The 19,167-nt window shown below is 60.7% G+C and carries 18 protein-coding genes; 11 read left to right on the top strand and 7 right to left on the bottom strand.

Annotation, left to right across the window (positions count from 1 at the left end; genetic code table 11):
- Nucleotides 1–27 precede the first annotated feature (27 nt).
- The 3 genes from OS035_RS04425 to OS035_RS04435 all read right to left on the bottom strand — a co-directional run bounded on the left by OS035_RS04425 (nucleotide 28) and on the right by OS035_RS04435 (nucleotide 3,217).
- The gene (locus OS035_RS04425; RefSeq protein ID WP_097627985.1) at nucleotides 28–873 is read right to left on the bottom strand and encodes a carbohydrate ABC transporter permease; all 846 of its coding nucleotides are present in this window, start codon (nucleotides 871–873) and stop codon (nucleotides 28–30) included.
- 5 nt (nucleotides 874–878) lie between these two features.
- Nucleotides 879–1,817: a carbohydrate ABC transporter permease gene (locus OS035_RS04430; RefSeq protein WP_097627984.1), complete on the bottom strand. Its 939-nt coding sequence runs from the start codon at nucleotides 1,815–1,817 to the stop codon at nucleotides 879–881.
- 152 nt (nucleotides 1,818–1,969) lie between these two features.
- Complete coding sequence (locus tag OS035_RS04435; RefSeq protein ID WP_331813403.1) at nucleotides 1,970–3,217, bottom strand: ABC transporter substrate-binding protein; 1,248 nt, start codon at nucleotides 3,215–3,217, stop codon at nucleotides 1,970–1,972.
- Between the two features lie 373 nt (nucleotides 3,218–3,590).
- Between OS035_RS04435 and OS035_RS04440 the strand changes: the two genes are divergently transcribed.
- A complete protein-coding gene (locus tag OS035_RS04440; RefSeq protein WP_054185277.1) occupies nucleotides 3,591–4,625 on the top strand; it encodes a LacI family DNA-binding transcriptional regulator in 1,035 nt (344 codons plus the stop codon).
- A gap of 2 nt (nucleotides 4,626–4,627) precedes the next feature.
- Here the strand turns inward: OS035_RS04440 and OS035_RS04445 are convergent, their stop codons facing one another.
- Complete coding sequence (locus tag OS035_RS04445; protein ID WP_097627982.1) at nucleotides 4,628–5,581, bottom strand: alpha/beta hydrolase; 954 nt, start codon at nucleotides 5,579–5,581, stop codon at nucleotides 4,628–4,630.
- Entirely contained in the window at nucleotides 5,578–6,714 is a 1,137-nt protein-coding gene (locus OS035_RS04450; protein ID WP_331813404.1) for a Gfo/Idh/MocA family protein, read from the bottom strand. The genes OS035_RS04445 and OS035_RS04450 overlap by 4 nt, the downstream gene beginning before the upstream one ends.
- Before the next feature lie 227 nt (nucleotides 6,715–6,941).
- On the opposite strand from OS035_RS04450, the gene OS035_RS04455 reads away from it, so the two are divergent.
- Complete coding sequence (locus OS035_RS04455; RefSeq protein WP_097627980.1) at nucleotides 6,942–7,760, top strand: sugar phosphate isomerase/epimerase family protein; 819 nt, start codon at nucleotides 6,942–6,944, stop codon at nucleotides 7,758–7,760.
- Nucleotides 7,761–7,848: 88 nt separating this feature from the next.
- Here the strand turns inward: OS035_RS04455 and OS035_RS04460 are convergent, their stop codons facing one another.
- Nucleotides 7,849–8,610 (bottom strand): DeoR/GlpR family DNA-binding transcription regulator, encoded by a 762-nt coding sequence (locus OS035_RS04460; protein ID WP_097628134.1) that lies wholly within the window; start codon nucleotides 8,608–8,610, stop codon nucleotides 7,849–7,851.
- A gap of 247 nt (nucleotides 8,611–8,857) precedes the next feature.
- Here OS035_RS04460 and OS035_RS04465 point away from each other — a divergent pair, with 247 nt between their 5' ends.
- From OS035_RS04465 to OS035_RS04500, 8 genes are all read left to right on the top strand, one after another.
- The gene (locus OS035_RS04465; RefSeq protein ID WP_064844122.1) at nucleotides 8,858–9,658 is read left to right on the top strand and encodes a class I fructose-bisphosphate aldolase; all 801 of its coding nucleotides are present in this window, start codon (nucleotides 8,858–8,860) and stop codon (nucleotides 9,656–9,658) included.
- Between the two features lie 3 nt (nucleotides 9,659–9,661).
- Nucleotides 9,662–10,603: a PfkB family carbohydrate kinase gene (locus tag OS035_RS04470; RefSeq protein ID WP_331813405.1), complete on the top strand. Its 942-nt coding sequence runs from the start codon at nucleotides 9,662–9,664 to the stop codon at nucleotides 10,601–10,603.
- Nucleotides 10,604–10,931: 328 nt separating this feature from the next.
- Nucleotides 10,932–12,077 carry an ABC transporter ATP-binding protein gene (locus tag OS035_RS04475; protein ID WP_097627978.1) on the top strand — a complete coding sequence of 382 codons (1,146 nt, stop codon included), beginning with the start codon at nucleotides 10,932–10,934 and terminating at the stop codon, nucleotides 12,075–12,077.
- A 54-nt stretch (nucleotides 12,078–12,131) separates the two neighbouring features.
- A complete protein-coding gene (locus tag OS035_RS04480) occupies nucleotides 12,132–13,208 on the top strand; it encodes a Gfo/Idh/MocA family protein (RefSeq protein WP_097627977.1) in 1,077 nt (358 codons plus the stop codon).
- Nucleotides 13,208–14,053, top strand: a complete 846-nt coding sequence (locus OS035_RS04485; RefSeq protein ID WP_183779699.1) for a sugar phosphate isomerase/epimerase family protein — start codon at nucleotides 13,208–13,210, stop codon at nucleotides 14,051–14,053. Before OS035_RS04480 ends, OS035_RS04485 begins: the two co-directional genes overlap by 1 nt.
- A complete protein-coding gene (locus OS035_RS04490; protein ID WP_097627975.1) occupies nucleotides 14,050–14,859 on the top strand; it encodes an alpha/beta fold hydrolase in 810 nt (269 codons plus the stop codon). Before OS035_RS04485 ends, OS035_RS04490 begins: the two co-directional genes overlap by 4 nt.
- A 4-nt stretch (nucleotides 14,860–14,863) precedes the next feature.
- A complete protein-coding gene (locus OS035_RS04495) occupies nucleotides 14,864–15,565 on the top strand; it encodes a ribulose-phosphate 3-epimerase (protein WP_097627974.1) in 702 nt (233 codons plus the stop codon).
- A 12-nt stretch (nucleotides 15,566–15,577) separates the two neighbouring features.
- A complete protein-coding gene (locus OS035_RS04500; RefSeq protein WP_183779701.1) occupies nucleotides 15,578–16,543 on the top strand; it encodes an ROK family protein in 966 nt (321 codons plus the stop codon).
- A 39-nt stretch (nucleotides 16,544–16,582) separates the two neighbouring features.
- Here OS035_RS04500 and OS035_RS04505 read toward each other — a convergent pair whose 3' ends face one another.
- A complete protein-coding gene (locus OS035_RS04505; protein WP_054185265.1) occupies nucleotides 16,583–17,596 on the bottom strand; it encodes a substrate-binding domain-containing protein in 1,014 nt (337 codons plus the stop codon).
- Nucleotides 17,597–17,876: 280 nt separating this feature from the next.
- Here OS035_RS04505 and OS035_RS04510 point away from each other — a divergent pair, with 280 nt between their 5' ends.
- Nucleotides 17,877–19,136 (top strand): ABC transporter substrate-binding protein, encoded by a 1,260-nt coding sequence (locus OS035_RS04510; RefSeq protein WP_097627972.1) that lies wholly within the window; start codon nucleotides 17,877–17,879, stop codon nucleotides 19,134–19,136.
- Nucleotides 19,137–19,167 lie beyond the last annotated feature (31 nt).

Consider the following 19,167-nt stretch of genomic DNA (forward strand, 5'->3'; position numbering starts at 1 on the left):
CAACGCTTAAGAAGAATTGGTCCCTCCTCAGCTTTTGACCGAGCCGGCGGTCATGCCCGCCAGGAAATAGCGTTGGGCAACCAGGTACAGCACCAGCAGGGGCAGGGAGCCGAGCACGCTCATCGCCATCATTTCATTCCATTCGAAAGCGTGCTGGCCCATCAGCAGCTGGATGCCGATCGGAACGGTTCTGAGATCCATCGACTTTGTCAGCGTCAGGGCGAAGAGGAATTCGTTCCACGCCAGCAGAAACGTGTAGACCGCCGTGGCGACGATCCCGGGAATGGAGACGGGCACGATGACACGCCAAAGCGCCGTCCAGCTCGAGCCGCCGTCGACAAGCACGGCCTCGTCCAGCTCTTTCGGCAGGGTGTTGAGATAGCCCGTCATCAGCAGCACCGCGTAAGGCAGTGTGAAGACCATGTAGGTGAGGATCAGTGCCAGATAGGTGTCGAAAATCCTGAACGCGACGACCATGCCGAAATATGGAATGAGAAGCGTGATCGGCGGAACGGTCTGGGTGCTGATGATGAAGATGTTCAAGGTGTTCTTGAAGCGGAACGAATAGCGGCTGAAGCCGTAGGCAGTCAGGATGGCGATGACGAGGGTCAGGCAGGTGACGACGCCGGCGACGAAGTAGCTGTTGATGAAGAACCGTACCTTCACCGGATCGTTGAAGATTGTCAGATAGGCGGCCACGGTGAAATCCTCCGGCAGAAGCCGCGGCGGAAGGGCGAAGATTTCCGTGTTCGATTTCAGCGAGCTGAAAAACATCCACACGATCGGGAAGGTCGAAAAGACGAGGCCGACCGCCAGCCCGAGATAGGTCAGGATGGTCGGCAGGGCCGAGCTTTTGAAGGAACGCTTTGCCATGGCGGTCACCTGCGCTGCTGGTGTTTGATGTAGAAGTAGGTGACGCTCATCGAAATGATGAGGATGATCATCGCACTCGCCGAAGCCAGAGAGAATTCATACTGGGAGAAGGCGAGCTTGTAGGTGAAGGTGGACAGAACCTCCGTCGAATAGATCGGGCCGCCACCGGTCGTCATCCAGACGAGCGGAAAAACCTGCATCGTCCAGATGAAATCGAGAAGCGCGATGCTGATGATGATCGGCATCAGCTGCGGAATGGTGATGTACCAGAATTTTTCCAGTTCATTGGCGCCGTCGATCCCGGCCGCCTCGTAAAGCTCCTTCGAAATGCCCTGGAGACCGGCGAGCAGGCTGACCATGTAAAGCGGATAACCCGCCCAGATGTTGGCAAAGGTCAGGGCGTGAATGGCGGTGTGGGTCGACGAGAACCACTCGACTTTGAAGTTGATGATATGGAGCGCCATCAGCACGCTGTTGACGACGCCGTTCGGGTCGAGCAGCAGGCGCCAGATGATGGCGATGATGACGGCCGTGAACAGCCACGGCAGGATGAAGAGCACACGTAATATGCTCCGGATCAGCGGATCGACGCGGTTGGTGTTCAGCAACAGCGCAAAGGCCAGGCCGATGATGAAGTGGAAGACGACGCTCATGATCGTGAAATACATCGTCTGGCCGACCGACTGCCAGAAGACCGGATTTTCGAAGATGGTCAGGTAATTCTGGACGCCTGCGAATGCAGCGTCCTTTTTCATGATGGCGCCGTCCATCAATGAATATTTGAAGACCATCACCATCGGGAACAGCATCAGCAGAACAAGCAAAAAGGTGGCCGGCGACACGTAGAAATACGGCACCAGCTTCCTCAAGGTGCTGTAACGAAGCCATCTTTTTTTCCGCGCGTTGAGTTGCGCAACCACCAGAGCCGGAGCGGAATGATTCATGAGCTGTGACTTCCCATTCTGCCGAGATTTGACGACTTACGCCGGCAGCGCCACGTCGCGCTGCCGGCGGTCTCGTGAAAGTGATGTGCTTAGTCTTTGGTTTGATGCATCTCGTTATCCCGCAACCGCTGCGCACTTCCGGGCGACAGGCATCAGAACTTCGCGAGCCAGGCCTTCTCGGTATTGGCAGCCGCGTCCTTGGCCGACTGGCCACCGTCGAACATCTTCTGAACTTCGACGTTCATGTCGCGCATCAGTTCTTCGGCAACCGGAAGGCCGACGAATTCGTTGGCAGGATAGCCGCTCTGGAAGATTTTGAAAGCTTCGGCGAAGATCGGGTCCGATGCCACGAAGTCCGGCTTGGCATGGACGTTGCCGGGGAAGGCGTTGGCAATCGACACCAGGCGGCCGTTGACGTCCGGGCTCATCAGATATTCCACCAGCTTCCAGGCTTCTTCCTTGTGCTTGCTGCCCTCGCTGATGCCGATGCCCCAGGATGCATAGGGCATGCCGCGTTTGCCCGTATAGCCGTCGGTGGCCGGCAAGGCGGAGATGCCGAATTTGAGCTTCGGATTGCGTTCGCGGATGAGATTCACATGGGCGAGGGAATCGACCATCATGCCGACGCGGCCGTTGACGAATTCCTCGACCTTGTCCTGTTCCTTCTTGGCGAAAATGCCGGGAGAAATAACGCCTTCCTTGTTGAGGGAAGCCAGATAATCGAGCGTGCCGACGACGGCCTCATTTTCGAGGTCAGGCTTGCCGTCCTTCATCATCGAGGCGCCGGAGGCCCAGACCCAGGACATCACGTCGTTCTGGATTCCGCTCGGAGACTGCAGCGATAGCGGCAGAACCCAGCCATACTGGTTCTTTGACGCGTCGGTCATCTTCTTGGCGGCTTCGGCAAATTCCGTGCGCGTGGTCGGCAGCTTGTCGACGCCCGACGCCTTGGCGATATCGAGGTTGACGAAGACCGGATAGACGAAGGATGCCAGCGGGAACATCACGCTCTTGCCGTCGACCTTGACGATATCGGTGATCTGGCTCTTGTCGTATTTCGCCTTCTCCATCAGTTCGTCCATGGAGGCGATCGCGCCCTGCTTGGAGAGACCGTTGACCCAGGCGCCATCCAGGCCGACGACGTCGCTTAAGGTCCCGGAGGCGGCGCCGACGACGATCTGGTCACGGGTCGTGGCATAGGGACCGCTGACGAGCGTCACCTTGATGCCGGGATTTGCCGCCTCGAAATCGTTCATGATGCCGCGCAGTGCACCGGACGGCATTTCCGGTTCCCACCATTGAATGAATTCGATGGTGGTGTCGGCGAATGCCGAGGTGGCGCAAAGCGCCCACACCGCCACGGCAGCCTGCATGGTCACGCTGAATTTTCTGATATTCATCTGTGCCTCCCATAGATTTTCAGTGATCGATCCTCCTCAAGACCGTAGGCAAATTAGGTTCCCTGAGGTGCCTGTCTGTCAATGGAGAAATGCGATGCGGAAAAAAATCGACGTCCGCATGGGTGATGTATCCTTTGCTAAATATTTGATAATAAAACATATTATGAAGCATCGAGGCCGATATTTTTTCGGAGAATTTGTATTGCTTGTGATGCATTTTTTCTTTACTTTCGTAAACAAATGAAAGTTTTCAGCCACCGGCATAGGAGGGGAACAGACGGAGGGAGGCAATTATTTCCTGTTTAGAAAGGCAGTGCCGCCAGTGCGATTATCAAATAGATCCAGCGTGATCATCCCGTCGTTAAGGAACTGAATGGCCAAGAAGAGTTATAAATCGATGGATGATTTCGCGACCGCCTCCGGCGTGTCGCGTCCGACGCTGTCGAAATATTTCAATGATCCCTCGCAGATTAAAGAGGTGACACGCAAACGTATCGAGGCGGCTCTCAAGAAGTCGAATTTCGAGCCGAACCTTTTCGCGCGGCATCTCAATCGCAAACGGACCAGGAATATCGGGATCCTGGTCCCGACCATGTCGGACCCCTTTTATGTGCAGGTCGTGTCGCTGATCGAGCTCGAGTTGCGCGACAAAGGATTTTGGCCGGTCCAGATCTCGTCGCACACGCGGCCGGAACTGGAGGCGGAGGCGGTGCGGACCTTGCTGTCGCTGAAGGTGGCCGGCGCGATCGTGGCGCCGCTCGGGGCCGGTTCGCGCCGCTCCGCGCTGGAAAGGCTGAAAGACGCGATCCCTGTCGTCTGCTTCGACAATCCTGCCAGCGGCGATCTTCCTTACGTCGGCAACGACAACGCCCAAAGCATGGCAGCCATTGTGCAATATCTCTGCCGGTCCGGTGAGCCGCCGATATTCCTGGAAATTCCGCATCTGACGGAAAACGCCGGCGAGCGGCAGGCGAGCTACCGTGCGACCATGACAAGGGAAGGGCATTCGCCGCTGGTCATCGATTGCGACGCACCGCCGTCCTGGGAGTTCGAGCGCCTCGGATACGAGCAGATGCAGAGGATTCTCGCGCGTGGCGGCCTACCGGGCAAAACTCTGCTCTGCGCCAACGACCGCTTCGCTTTCGGCGCCATGGCGGCGGCCTTCGCATCCGGCCTGAAAATCGGCCGCAGCGACGGCTGCGATGTGCGGATTGCCGGGCACGACGACCACCCGCTCAGCCGATATACCTGCCCGTCGCTGACGACGATGGCCCAGAACGCACCGGAGATCGCGGCAAAGTCCGTGGAACTGTTGCTTTCTCATATTGAAAGCGAGGACGAGGGGACTACCCCTTCAACGAACAGGGTGATCCTGGAAGCGACGCTGGTGATGCGCGACTCGGCTTGAGATCAGTCGTCGGTTGCAGTTGAACGGGCCAGCGCAGGGTCCATGGCGCGCCATGCCGTTGCAATGGCTTCAAGAGCCTCCTGGGCCTCCGGAATGGCCCGCCGCTTCGAGACGAAGCCATGGATCTGTCCGGGCCATGTCCGGCTTGTCGCCTGGGCTTCCGAACTGAGCCGCTCGGCATAGAGGGCTCCTTCGTCGAAAAGCACGTCGTGACCGGCAAGGATGACGACGGCGGGCGCCACGCCCGCCAGCGACGCCGCCCGCAGCGGCGAGGCTCGCCAGTCGGACCCGCTTGCGGTGTCCGGCAAATAGTGGTCGCGGAACCATCGCATCGCCGCTGCCGTCAGGCCGAAGTCTTCTGCGTAACGCAAATAGCTGTCGGTTGCCTGCAACTGGTCGGTCACCGGATAGATTAGCACCTGGCCGATGACGGCAGGCACCTGTCCGTCCCGCGCCAGAAGAGCGATGACAGCGGCGAGATTTCCGCCGGCGCTGTCGCCGCCAACGACAATTCGTGCCGGATCGATGCCGAGTGCATCAGCCTGATCCCTCATCCAGATGAGCGTGGCCGCACAGTCCTCGATCGCTGCCGGAAATGGATGTTCCGGGGCGAGGCGATAGTCGGGCGAAACCACGACGGCGCCAGCCATATTGGCAAGGCTCCGGCAGATGTCCTCATGGGTTTCAGGCGCGCCGATTACAAAGCCGCCGCCATGAAGATACAGCAAGGCGGGGGCCTGCTGGCGCGGCGCGGCGCGGCCGCGCCAGATCTTCAAACGGGTTGCGCCGACATGTCTTTCCAGGATCTCCGCCACATCCTCGAGCGGCCACTGGATATCTGCGAAACCGTCCAGATACTGTTGCCGCGCCAGCGCCGGCGTACAGCTTTCCACCGGCTCCTGCGACTCGCCGGGCCAGGCCAGTGCGCGTCTTGCGGATTCATCCAGTTGCGTCATGCGAGCAGGCTCCTTGCTTCGTCTTCCCGCAATTCGCTTGGCTGGGCGACAGTATCCGGAATGGTCTGGGCGACACCGGTTTCACCTGCCCGGAGGATTGCTTCCATGACATCGAGCACATGCAGCGCGAGATCGCCTGAAGCACGTGGCGCTTGGCCTTCGATGATGGCGCGGGCGAGCTCGGCAAGGCCAAGCATGCGATAATTGGCGCGGTCCGGTGCCGCGATCGGCCAGTTGACGGCACCGAAGAGTGCGACTGACGTATCGGTTTCCTCCCAAGGCGCGCCACGGTCGGAGAGCGCAATGCGGCCGCCGAAATTGTCGGGGTCGGGCAGGCGCAGCGAGCCTTCGGTGCCATGCAGTTCGATGGGGTGGTTGGAATGGCGGAAGACGTCCCAGGAAGTGCCAAAGGTAACCGTGGCGCCGCAATCGAATTCCAGCAGCGAAAGCACGCTGGTCGGTGTGCCGACTTTGAACGTGGTGCCCTGTTTCGGCCCTTCGGCGGTAATGAGCCGCTCTTCCTGCCCGCTTGTGGCGACGGCCTGCACACGGCGGATCGGCCCCATCAGATTGACCATCATCGTCAGATAATAGGGGCCCATGTCCATCACCGGGCCTGCGCCGGCCTGGTAGTAGAAGCCGGGGTCCGGATGCCAATGCTCCATGCCGCGGCCCATCATGAAGGCTGTTCCCGTCACCGGCCTGCCGATGGCGCCGGCTTCCATCTGCCGCCGGGCATAGCGTCCGGCCGCTCCCAGGAAGGTGTCCGGGGCCGAACCGAGCATGAGATCCTTTTCGGCAGCAGCGCCCACCAGCAGGCGGCCTTCCGCGGCCGTGACGCCGAGCGGCTTTTCGGTGAACACATGTTTGCCCGCCGACAGCGCCCGCATCGACACGTCGAAATGCGCGGCCGGGATCGTCAGGTTGAGGATCAGGTCGATATTCCTGTCGTCGATAAGGGCATCGACCTCTGCTGCCCGCAGGTTGAACTCGGCTGCACGGCGCCTGGCGGCGTCTGCATTGATGTCCGCACAGGCGGTGATTTCGACGCCGCGAAACAGCGGCGCGTTGCGCATATAGGCGAGCGAAATGCTGCCGCATCCCACAACGCCGATCCTGAGTGTCTGTGCCATTGAAGAACCTGACCTTGCCGTTCCAAGCGCGGAGTGCCGCGGATGCACGTTGAATTCGCGAGCAATAAATTATGTTGACGCACGCTAACATTTTCCCCTACGAAATGACAAGACGTTGGGAAGCGTCGCAATTCCCGGAGGCAAAGCCCTTCGTAGGGCCGCGATGATCGCCTGCGTGGAGCTCCTTCGATTTCGGTTGTCATCAACGAATAGGTCAGGACCAAGTTATGCACGATGCTGCGCTGAAGATCGGCTGCCAGACATTCACTTGGGAGATGCTGGGCAAGGGGTGGAGCGGCGGGCCGGACGATCTGGTGCGCGCCATCGCCGATGGCGGATATGCCGGTCTCGAAATCACCGACACGATGATCGGTCACTACGCGCTTAAGCCTGTCGACTTTGCCCGGACGCTTGCGGAGGCCGGTTTGACACTGGTTTCCTTTGCCTTCGGCTCCGCCAGCGGTTTCACGGTGACGGAAAAGATCGCTTCCGATCTGGAGACGGCCCGGCGATGGGTGGATTTCGCGGCGAATTTTCCCGGTGCGATGGTCTCGATGGGATCGGCCACAGTCGTTTCGGATGGGCCGCGCGAGGACAAGTTCGCCATCGCGGCGGAGTGCTATAATCGCGCGACCGAGATCGGACGGTCGGCCGGCGTCGCCGTCGCCGTCCACCCTTCCTCGCACCACAATACGCTGCTCTTCACCAGAGCCGACTATGACCGGCTGTTTGCTCTCCTGGAACCACGCGTGGGTTGGGTGCCGGATACCGGCCATATCCTGCGGGGCGGCCAGGAGATCGGCGATACGCTTTCGGCCTACCGGGACCGTATCCGCTACGTGCATCTGAAGGATGTCGACGCCGGCGGGATCTGGGCGATGCTCGGCGAAGGCGTCTGCCACGTGCCCGCCGTGATTTCGGCAGTTCGGGCGGCGCCGGAGTTTACCGGCTGGATCGTGGTGGAGGAAGAGTCGGGCCATGCCGGAACCGATCCTGCCGCCGCCGTTCGCAAGAATCGCGAGACGCTTCGACGACTGGGGTTTTAGCCGATCTCGTCCCCCTGGCGCCGAGCGCCATAGAGCCGCGGCAAAGCCTCTCCCGGCTCGCTTCTCCCGTGAAGAGAGAGGCTGAAGATCACGCGTAACGGACCTCCACGCCGAGTTTCTCCAGCCGGTGGCGGATGCTGTGCGGCATGTTGCTGTCGGTGATGATCAGGTCGACGCGCGACAGCGAGAAGGCTTTCGAGGAGGCGCCGATATCGAACTTGCTCGAATCCGCCACCAGCACGACGCGCCGGGCCATGCGAACCAGGTTGCGCTTGGTCCGCGCAATATCCTCGGAGACATCGACGACGTCGAAGGCCTGATCGATCGCATGGGCGCTGACGAAGGCCTGGTGGGCGACGAGCCCGCCGACCGCCTTGTCGGAATCCGAGACGATCGTGCTGACGGTGCTGGGAAACACCCGGCCGCCAATCATGTGGACGTCGAGCCCCGGCCGGTACATCAGATGCTGGGCGATGTTCATCGCCGTCGTCGCCACCACGACGTTGTTGACCGGCGGCATCTGCATGGCCACCTGCAGCAGCGTCGAGCCGCTGTCGAAGACGATCGACTGGTTGTCGATGATCTGCCGCGCTGCCACCTGAGCAATGCGCCGCTTCGCATCGAAATTGCGCTGCATGCGCTCCTCGAAGGCTGCGGCCGGCGAGTCGGACGGCAGGGCGATTGCTCCGCCATGCGTTTTGATCAGCTGCTTCTTCGCGTCCATGATTTCGAGATCGGAGCGGATCGTGACTTCCGAAACCTCAAAGAATTCCGCGAGCTGGCGGGTGCGGGCCTGACCGACTCGTTGAAGTTCCAGCATGATCTGCTGCCGCCTCTGTTCTGCAAGCATGTTCGATCCCGGCTGCGGCGCGCCTCGTTGTGATAAGGCGACTTTTGAAAAACGAAAGACAACCGCCTGATGCTGCGGCTTATGCTGCATAAATAGCCTTCAGCAGCAAAAAATGCACGTCAAAAATTCTCTTTCCGCGTGAAAACGAAAGAATTCGAAATATTGAACATTTGTTTGTTTTCGAGTTAGGGTTTTTCAACAACGCCGCCGGCATTTTCGACGCCGCAATCGCAAAGGAAGCATCGCCATGGGTCTCGGAACGAAAGTCCGCCTCGCACGCCTGTTCTCAAACCCATCGGGGCATTTGTTTGGGGGCGCGGTCGATCATTTTGTCGGTTATGGCAATGTTCGCGAGGGCGGGCTTGCCGATCTGCCGGGCGCGCTCAGACGCGTGATGGCGGGAGGCCCCGACTACATCAGCATCCAGCCCGGCGCGGCGCGCCACCTCTGGTCGGATTATGCCGGAAAGGCCGCCCTCGTCATTCAGGGCGGCTGCTTCACCGCCGACGACCGGATTCGCCAACTCATCGCCACTCCGGAAGACGCGGTGCGTTATGGTGCGGACGCGCTGGCCGTCGCCATTCCGGTGCGCGGCGCCACCGAAGGAGAGTATATCCGCTGGCTGACCGACACGGTCAACGCTGCCGCCCGCTTCGAAATGCCGGTCGTCGCCCATGTCTATCCCCGTGATTTCTCCGACGGCGGCAAGATCGTGTTCACCCCGGATGAGATCGCCTATGCGGTGCGCATCGGTTTCGAAGCCGGCGTCGACGTGATCAAGGTCGGCTACACCGGGGATTTCGAATCCTTCCGCGAGACCGTCGCGACCTGCCCGATTCCGGTGGTGATTGCCGGCGGCCCGAAGACCGATACGCTGCTCGGCGCGCTCGTCCAGACATCGGAAGCCTTGCGCGCCGGCGCCAAGGGCGCGGTCGTCGGCCGTAACCTCTGGGGTCACGGCGATACGACCATGGCCGCGCGCGCCTTCAAATTCGTTATTCACAATGGCATGGCGCCGGAGGAAGCGCTGGCGGCCGCCGGTGCTTGAGACGTGTCGCGCCCGCTCCAGGTTCTAGGCTTCGGCGCCCTTGCCATCGATGACATTATCTATGTCGATCGCGGGCTTTCGGCCGGCAAGGGGAAGGTGACGAAACGGGCCACGGACCATGGCGGCAATGTTGCGACGGCCCTTGTTGCCGTCGCTCGGCTTGGCGGGCGCGCCGGCTTTATCGGCTGGCTCGGCGAGGATGCTGCGACCGATCCGGCCGGCGCCGAACTCGAGCGTGAGGGCGTCGACATATCCCTGGCGCCCCGCCACGCCGCTGCCGCGCCGATCCGCTCCGTGATCACCGTCGCTCCTAACGGCGACCGGTTCATAGCCTATGACGACGATGTGCTGCACGGAACATCCGATGCGCTGCCCGATGACGTTTTGATGCGGGCCCCAGTCCTGCTGATCGACGGTTATGCCACGCATTCGGAAAGCGTCGTGGCGCGGGCGCGAGCACTCGGGCTTGCCGTGATAGCCGATATCGAATGGACGGTGGGTGCCGCGACGGACGGGCTCCTCGCCTTCGCCGACCATCTGGTGCTGCCACTCGCTTTCGCCAGAGAGTACACCGGTGAAGATGATCCAACGATCATCCTGGAGAAGCTCTGGTCAGCGGAGCGGTCCGCTGTCGTGCTGACCGATGGCGAACGAGGAACCTGCCTCCGCCAGAAAGGCGATCCCACCCGCTGGCTTTTGCCGGCCTATCAGGTCCAGGCGGTCGACACGACCGGCGCCGGCGACTGTTTTCATGGGGCCTACGCTCTTGCCCTTGCCGAGGGCAAAACCCCGCTTGATTGTGTAGCCTATGCCACAGCGACGGCTGCCATTTCCGTGACCGCACGCGGAGGGCGCCGGGGCCTGCCGGACAACCGGACCTGCCTGGCATGGATGGCGGGGGAAAATGCGCCGGTGCCGCGCCCGATTCCGGGATGCCACGATTAGCGTGCAACTGGTCGGTGTCGAATTTGTGGGCCGCCTGAGCAAAACAACATCTTGATCGCAGGGTTTAAAGGTCCTTAACGGCGACCGCGCTGGCCATAAAAGTTACGCGCGTAAAAATATTTTAGCGCGCATAATAATTCTATTTTTCGGATCAAACGTGATATATTTCAAATGGATACGGTGAGATACCCGACAAGGTGCGCGCGGAATGCGATCGATTCTTTTGTTGACATTGAAGCTCAGGCCTGAGCTTTCTTGTCGAAAGGCTCGGAGGTGGCGGGAAGAGCGCCGGTCGAAACGTGAGCGGTGTGACACGGGAGGATGAGACGTGGCTGTGGTTGTACTGGACAAAATCTGCAAGACCTATGGAAACAGCTACCATGCGATCAAGGATCTGAGCCTGACGATCCATGACGGCGAGTTTCTGATTCTGGTCGGTCCGTCCGGATGCGGAAAATCGACTGCGCTCCGCATGATTGCCGGGCTTGAGGAAATCAGCAGTGGAACCTTGAGCATCGGCGGTCAGGATGTCGTCGATCTTGCGCCCAAGGACCGCGACATTGCCATGGTTTTCCAGAGCTATGCGCTTTATCCGCACATGACGGTGTTCGACAACATTGCCTTTTCGATGAAGCTGGCCGGAAAGACCAAGGCCGAGCGAACCAAGCGCGTTCACGAGATTGCCAAGATACTGCAGCTGGAAAGCCTGCTCGGCAACAAGCCCGCCCAGCTTTCCGGCGGCCAGCGCCAGCGTGTTGCGATGGGCCGCGCCATGGTCCGTGAGCCCGCGGCATTCCTGATGGATGAGCCGCTCTCCAACCTCGATGCCAAGCTGCGTGTTCAGATGCGCGCCGAAATCGCAAGCCTGCAGCGGCAGTTGGGGGTGACGACGATTTACGTGACGCACGACCAGACCGAAGCCCTGACCATGGGCGATCGCGTCGCGGTGCTGAAGGGCGGCGTGCTTCAGCAGGTGGATACGCCCAAGGCCCTCTATCACCGCCCGGTCAATGCGTTTGTCGCAGGCTTCATCGGCTCGCCGTCGATGAACCTGTTCGAAGGGCGTCTGGAGGGCATGCGGATCCATCTGCCGGGCTTCTCCATCCCGTTGTCCGACGGCGCCTTCGAGCGGGCTCCCGGCCTTTCCGCCTTCGAGGGAAAGGCGCTGATCTTCGGCGTTCGGCCGGAGGACCTCTACGACAGCCGGTTGCCGTCCGGGTCCTCCCATCCGACGATCCCGGTCGTCGTCAAATCGATCGAGGAGCTTGGCTCCGAGTTGATCGTGCATTTGAAAATCGACGCAGTTCGGATCGACTCGGGCGACCCCGACGCCGTCGAAGACCTAAGCGGTGCGGCCAACGCCGTCGCCCGCTTCGAAGCTGTCAGTACGGTCGAGGCAGGCCAATCGATCAATCTGGCAATCGATCCGGCGAAACTTCATTTTTTCCATCCTCAAACCCATGTGGCGCTGTGAAGCGAAGACGAAACCGGCGTTCATCTTCAACATCCGACCTAGAGGGGGTTATCGATGCCAGCAAAACAGGAACGGCGCCTTCGCATCGGCGTATTGGGGGCCGGCCAGATTGCCCAGGCGGCGCACTTCGAGAGCTGCACGAAGGCTGTGAATGCCGATCTCCATGCGATCTGCGACGTCGCCGCGGATCTCCGCGAACGAATGGCGATCACCCATGGAGCGGAAAAAACCTACGACGACTATGACAGGATGCTGGCCGACCCCGACCTTGATGCCGTGATCATCGCCACCGCCGATGCCTTTCACGTTCCGGCCTCGATCCGCGCCCTTCAGGCGGGCAAGCATGTGCTGTGCGAGAAACCCGTCGGTGTCACCGTCGAAGAGTGCCTTGAATTGAAGGCTGAAGTCGAGACGTCGGGAAAGGTGTTTCAGGTCGGGCATATGAAGCGTTTCGACGCGGGGCTTCAGGCGGCGAAATCCTTCATCCGCGACGAGATGGGCGAGATGGTTGCGTTGAAGGCGTGGTATTGCGACAGCACCCACCGCTATCCGATGACCGATGCGGTCCAGCCGCTGATCGTTTCAAGCGCCAATGCGCGAAAGCCCGCTGCCAATCCGAAAGCCGACCTGCGCCGCTACTACATGCTGGCGCATGGCTGCCACCTGATCGACACGGCGCGTTATTTTGCCGGCGACATCGTTGCCGTCACCGCGCGCCTGTCCGAGCGGGCCGGCATCTGGTGCTGGTTCGTCGATGTGGAGTTTGCCTCCGGCACGCTCGGCCATCTCGATCTCACCGTCCAGGTGCGCATGGACTGGCACGAAGGTTTCCAGATCTATGGTAAGAACGGCAGCATTTTGGGCAAGACCTATAACCCCTGGTACTACAAGACCAGCGAAGTCGACATTTTCCGGGAAGCCGACGGCGCGACCCATCGCGTTCTCGGCGCCGACGGTCATTTTTATCGCCGTCAGGTCGAAGGCTTCGCCCGCACCATTCTGGATGGCGCAGTGATGGAAGGTGCCGACATCGATGATGGCCTGGCCTCCGTCCGGGCTATGGTCGCCGTCGCGCGTTCTGCCGAAAGCGGCAAACCGGTCGCGCTGGCTGATGTCACGGGTGGCGTGTGATGAAGCTCGGCATCTTCGCAAAGACCTTCGAGGGAATGGAACCGGTAACCGTTCTCAACTCGGTCGCCGCGGCCGGGTTCACCTGCGCGCAATACAATATGGCCTGCTCCGGCCTTCCGCCGATGCCGGAGATCATCACGGAAGCCCAGGCCCGTTCGGTTGCCGAAGCGGCGCGCGAGAGCGGCGTCGAGATTGTCGCCGTTTCCGGCACCTTCAACATGATCCACCCGGATCCTGCCGTTCGCGAGGCCGGCCTTCGCAACTTGGCGACTCTGGCCGAGCGCAGCGCCGGCATGTCGACGACCTTGATCACGCTCTGCACCGGCACACGCGACCCCATCGATCAGTGGACGGCGCATGCCGACAACAATACGCCGGAGGCCTGGCAGGATCTCCTCGAGGCCATGGGGGCGGCCATCGAGATCGCCGAGCGCTACGAGGTCGATCTCGGCATCGAGCCCGAGCTTGCCAATGTCGTCGACTCGGCTGAGAAAGCCCATCGGCTGATCACGGCACTGAAGAGCCCCCGCATCAAGATCGTGCTCGATCCGGCCAATCTCTTCGAGGTCGCGACGCTGGATGAGCAGCGGAGCATCGTGTCTTCCGCCATCGACCTTCTGGCCGATCGGATCGTCATGGCGCATGCGAAAGACCGCAATCCGGACGGTAGGTTCGCGACCGCCGGCAAGGGTGTCCTCGACTACACGCATTATCTCGGCCGTCTCAAGGCGATTGGTTTTAACGGCAGTCTCGTCACGCATGGTCTTTCGGCCTCGGAGGCGGCCGGTGTAGCGGCCTTCCTGAAGAATATCCTCAATGGTCATTCTGCGGGGGCAGGAAGATGAGACGGGTTCAACCGTTCGAAACTAGCGACGGGGTCACTCTCAATGTGGATATGGCGGGCGAGGGTGCGTCTGTCATATTCCAGCATGGCCTATGCGGAGACGCGGCGCAGACCGATGAAGTCTTTCCGCTCGACGCGGGGTTTCGCCGGGTTACGATCGAAGCGCGCGGCCACGGACACTCCCAAGCCGGCAATCTGGAGCGGTTGTCGATCGCGACCTTCTGCGATGATATCGCCGCCTATATCGAGAAGAACCTTACGCCGCCGATCATGATCGGCGGCATCTCGATGGGTGCGGCGATCGCCTTGCGTCTCGCGGTCAAGCGGCCCGATCTCGTCAAGGCTCTGATCATCGCAAGGCCGGCCTGGCTGACGGCACCCGCGCCGGAGAATATGGCGCCCAATGCCGAAGTCGGGCGGCTTATGAAAACTCTGCCACTGGGCGAGGCAAAGACCACGTTCCTGGCAGGACCGATAGGCGTGCGGCTCGCCGCCGAGGCGCCGGACAATCTGGCCTCGCTTGCCGGCTTTTTCTCGCGCACGCCTCTGGATGTGACCGCCGAAATGCTGACCAGGATTTCCAACGATGGTCCTGATGTGACCGATGATGAAGTCGGCAATCTCGCCCTTCCGACGCTGGTCATCGGCCATGATCGCGACAGCATTCATCCTCTTGGTCACGCACGCGCTCTTGCCGCGCGGATTGCCGGCGCGCGTTTCGTGCAGATCACGCCGAAAACCGAGAGCCGTCCGCAATATGTCGCCGACTTTCGGCTTGCCGTCGGCAACTTTCTGAAGGAGCTTTGAAACGATGCCTACCCCCTCCAAGACCTGGATCGACGATCTTCCGAAGGATCGGCTGATTGCCGAATTCTCCGTCTGGTCGGCCGATCTCATGCGTCTCGCCGATGATCTCGGACGTGTCGATCCTCATGTCGACATCCTCCATATCGATGTCGCCGATGGCCATTTCGCGCCGGCGATGTTGTTTTTCCCCGATCTCGTGGCCGGCGTGCGCAAAGTCTCCACGCGCCCCATCCATGTTCACTTGATGGTTGCCGATAGCATCATCCTGTCGCAGATCGAGCAGTTCGCCGATGCCGGCAGCGACCTGATCAGTCTTCATGTCGAAAACGAAAGCGTCGCGAACGAGGCTCTCGATCTTCTCGATCGCCGCGGTGTCGCAGCCGGCATGGTTCTCAAGGTCGATACCCCGGTCGAGCGGATCGAGAGATACGCTTCCCGGCTGCGTTTCGTGACGCTGCTTGGCACGGCGATCGGCGTAAAGGGCCAGGGCCTCGACGAGAAGGCCGGCGCCCGGCTTCAACAGGCAAAGCGGATCATCGCCGGCTGCGGTGCGGCCGATCGGATCGTGCTGGCGGCCGATGGCGGCATTCGCGAGCACACTGTGCCTCTCTTGCGCCAATCCGGCGCGGAAACGGTGGTTCTCGGTTCCCTGGCTTTCAATGCGCCGTCGCTCGATGAGCGAATGGCATGGATGCGCGCGCTCTAACGGGTGGTTCACATGCAGCAGGTTGCCATTGGTATAGACCTCGGCGGAACGCAGGTGCGCGCTGCCCTTGTCGACGAGCAAGGCAGGATCCTGACGCGTTTGGCCGAACCAACGGATGCGCTGGCCGGCCCCGACCGGGTGCTCGCCCAGATTTGCGGCCTCGCCGATCGGCTGCTTGCAGCATCGAAGCCTGCTTCGGTGGTGGGCGTCGGCGTATCCGCCCCGGGCCCGCTCGATACGGTCGCCGGTGTCGCAACCGATATTCCGACCCTTCCGGGCTTCGTTGATTTTCCGCTGAAGGCAGAGTTGCAGAAGCGGTTTGCGTTTCCGGTCGATCTCGAAAACGACGCCATTGCCGCGGCGATCGGCGAATGGCAGTTCGGTATTGGCAAGGGCCTTGATAACCTCGTCTATGTCACGGTCAGCACCGGGATCGGCGGCGGCGTTATCTCGGACGGTCGCGTGGTGCGCGGTCGCAAGGGCATGGCCGCCCATGTCGGCCACATGTCGGTCGTGCCGAACGGCGAGCTTTGCCCTTGCGGCAACAGGGGCTGTTTCGAGGCCTATGGATCCGGGCCGGCTTTTGCGCGGCGCGCGCAAATGCGGGCGGTGGAAAGCCGAGAGACGACGATAGGCAGCGGTGGCGGCACCATCGACAGCCGCAGCGTTTTTGCGGCGGCTAGAAATGGCGATCGTCTCGCAAATCAACTGGTCGACGAGGAAGCGGAGGTTCTCGGTCGCGGCTTCACCAGCCTGATCCACATCTTCAGTCCCGATATCATCGTCATGGGGGGAGGGCTCTCCCACGAATTCGAACGTCTGCAACCGGGCATTCAAGCCTATATCAGCCAGTGGGCAATGCCGGCATTCAAGGATGTCAAGGTGATGCTGGCGGCATTGGATCAGAACTCGGGCCTTGTCGGCGCGGCGGCTCTGGCATTCTTGGCGGGGAAGGTCGCTCCGATCGATCATCTTTAGAAGACACTCGGGTTCTGTACGCGTCGAGAGGTTGCTCCGTCAGGGCGGTGGGGCGGTACTTTCCCTGAGAATCAGTTCGACCGGCCACAATTCATGGACCTCATCCGCGGCACGTCCGGCAATAAGCTGTAGCGTTAACTCAGCACAGCGCGTGCCCGCAGCACGCATCGAGGATCGCGTTGTCGAGAGCGACGGCACCATGTTTTCGGCCGTCAGATAAGGGAAGACGTCGTCATGGGCGATGACCGAGACATCCTGTCCCACCGTCATCCCAAGCGAACGGACGGCGCGGTAAACACCAAGCGCCGTCATCGTGGAGCCCGCGACGATGGCGGTCGGCGCATTCGCTCTCTCGAGGAAGGAGCGGGCATGGCGAAAGCCGCTTTCGTCGGAAAATTTATCGCAGACCATCAGGTTGGGATCGGCAGTCAGCCCACGCTCTTGATGCGCCAGCCGAAAACCCTGCTCGCGGTGGATCGAATAGGTCTTGCCCCTGAGGCCGTTGATCATGGCGATGCGCCGGTGCCCGAGGTCGAGCAGGTGTTCGGTGGACCTGCGCACAGCATTTTCATTATCGATATCGAGCCAGGCGTGAACGTGCTCGGTCTCCGAGCGGCCGTGAACCAGGAAAGGCACGCCGAGGCTGTTCAGCATCTCGATCCGAGGGTCCCGGGGACGTGGCGAATGAATGATCACTGCATCCACCCGGCGGCTTTCGACCAGGCGTCGATAGGCCTGGATCTCGTCGTCATCATTGTGCGCGGTGATGGGCGTGATGAGAATATCCGTATCGGCCGTTTCCAGGCGCTGCGCCATTCCCGACACGAATTCCGCGAAATGAATTTCTCCTGAACGTCCCATCATAACGCCTATCGCTCCGGCTCGTCCGGTCTTTAGCCGCACGGCATTGATATCGGGGCGATAGCCAAGCCGCATTGCTTCGCTTGCAACCCTGGCGCGCGTGGCTTCGCTCACCTCTGGGTAGCCGCTGAGCGCACGGCTGACCGTCGTCGGAGAAAGCCCAAGCTGCTTTGCAAATTCACGAAGTTTCATCGGATGTCTTCTTTATCTAGGCAATCAATGGACGATGCTTTGGCGATGCGCAACGGGCAAGCGCCTAATTCAGCGGCGATTGAAATCGATTTCAATACGGCCGACTTGGGGCATCGCCTGCAGACACCAGAAATTGCCTCTTAAGCTGTATATGATGCCATGATTGATATGTTGTACAACTGTGAAGTGCTGATTTGTCGGCTTGACGCCGCCAAGGCCTTCTGCAATGTTCTGCGGGCCAAATCGATTTCAATTTCTGGGAGGAGATCATGAAACAATCATGAAACAGTTTGCCTTAGCCTTATCCGCGCTCGCCGTCGCGGTCGCCGGCCCGATCCGCGCCGCCGAAATTTCGTTCGCCGCCAACACCACCGGGAAAAGCATCGAATTTCTTCAGAAGCAGGTGGCGGTTTTCGAAAAGAACACCGGCAATCATGTCAAGCTCGTCACCATGCCATCATCGAGCAGCGAGCAGTTCTCCCAATACCGCCTGTGGCTTGCGGCCGGAAACAAGGACATTGATGTCTATCAGACCGACGTGATCTGGGCGCCGCAGCTTGCCGACCAGTTCATCGATTTGAAGGAGGCAACCAAAGACGTGGTCGGCCAGTTCTTCCCGTCGATCATCGCGTCGCAGACCGTCAATGGCCGGCTCGTGGCGCTGCCGTTGTTTACCGATGCTCCGGCGCTGTTTTACCGAAAGGACCTGCTCGACAAATACGGCAAGCAGCCGCCGAAGACCTGGGACGAGATGGCCGCCACCGCCAAAGAGGTTCAGGATAAAGAACGTCAGGCCGGACAGAAGGACCTCTGGGGCTACGTGTTCCAGGGCAATTCCTACGAAGGGCTGACCTGCAACGCGCTGGAATGGGTGAAGTCGTCGGGCGGCGGCCAGATCGTCGAGACGGACGGAGCGATCTCCATCAACAATGAGAAGGCGGCTGCAGCACTCGAGCGCGCCAAGGGCTGGATCGGCACGATCTCACCGCCAGGCGTGCTCGCCTATCAGGAAGAAGAATCGCGCGGCGTCTGGCAGACCGGCAACGCCGTCTTCATGCGCAACTGGCCCTATGCCTATTCCCTCGGCAATGGTGCCGACAGCGCCGTTAAGGGCAAGTTCGACGTGATGACGCTACCGGTCGCAGCCGCCGGCGACAAGCCGTCTTCGACGCTCGGCGGCTGGAATCTGGCGGTGTCGAAATACTCCGAAAAGCAGGAAGCGGCCATCGCGCTGGTAAAATTCCTGGCGTCGAAGGACGTTCAAAAGGCGCGTGCCGTCGAGCTGTCCAATTTGCCAACGCTGACGGACCTTTATGACGACAAGGATGTTGCCGCGGCACAGCCCTTCATGCCGAACTGGAAGCCCATCTTCCAGGACGCGGTGCCGCGCCCTTCGGCGACGGCCAAAGTCAAGTACAATGAAGTGTCCTCGAAGTTCTGGACTGCAGTCCACAATACACTGTCCGGCAGCGGCTCAGCTGCCGAGAACCTCGAGCTTCTCGAAGCCGACCTGACGACCCTCAAGGGCGACGCCTGGTGACTATCGGGACCGGCGGCTGTCAAGCCGTCGG

The sequence above is a fragment of the Rhizobium sp. 268 genome (assembly GCF_036571585.1).
In the GTDB taxonomy this organism is placed as follows: Bacteria; Pseudomonadota; Alphaproteobacteria; order Rhizobiales; family Rhizobiaceae; genus Rhizobium; species Rhizobium redzepovicii.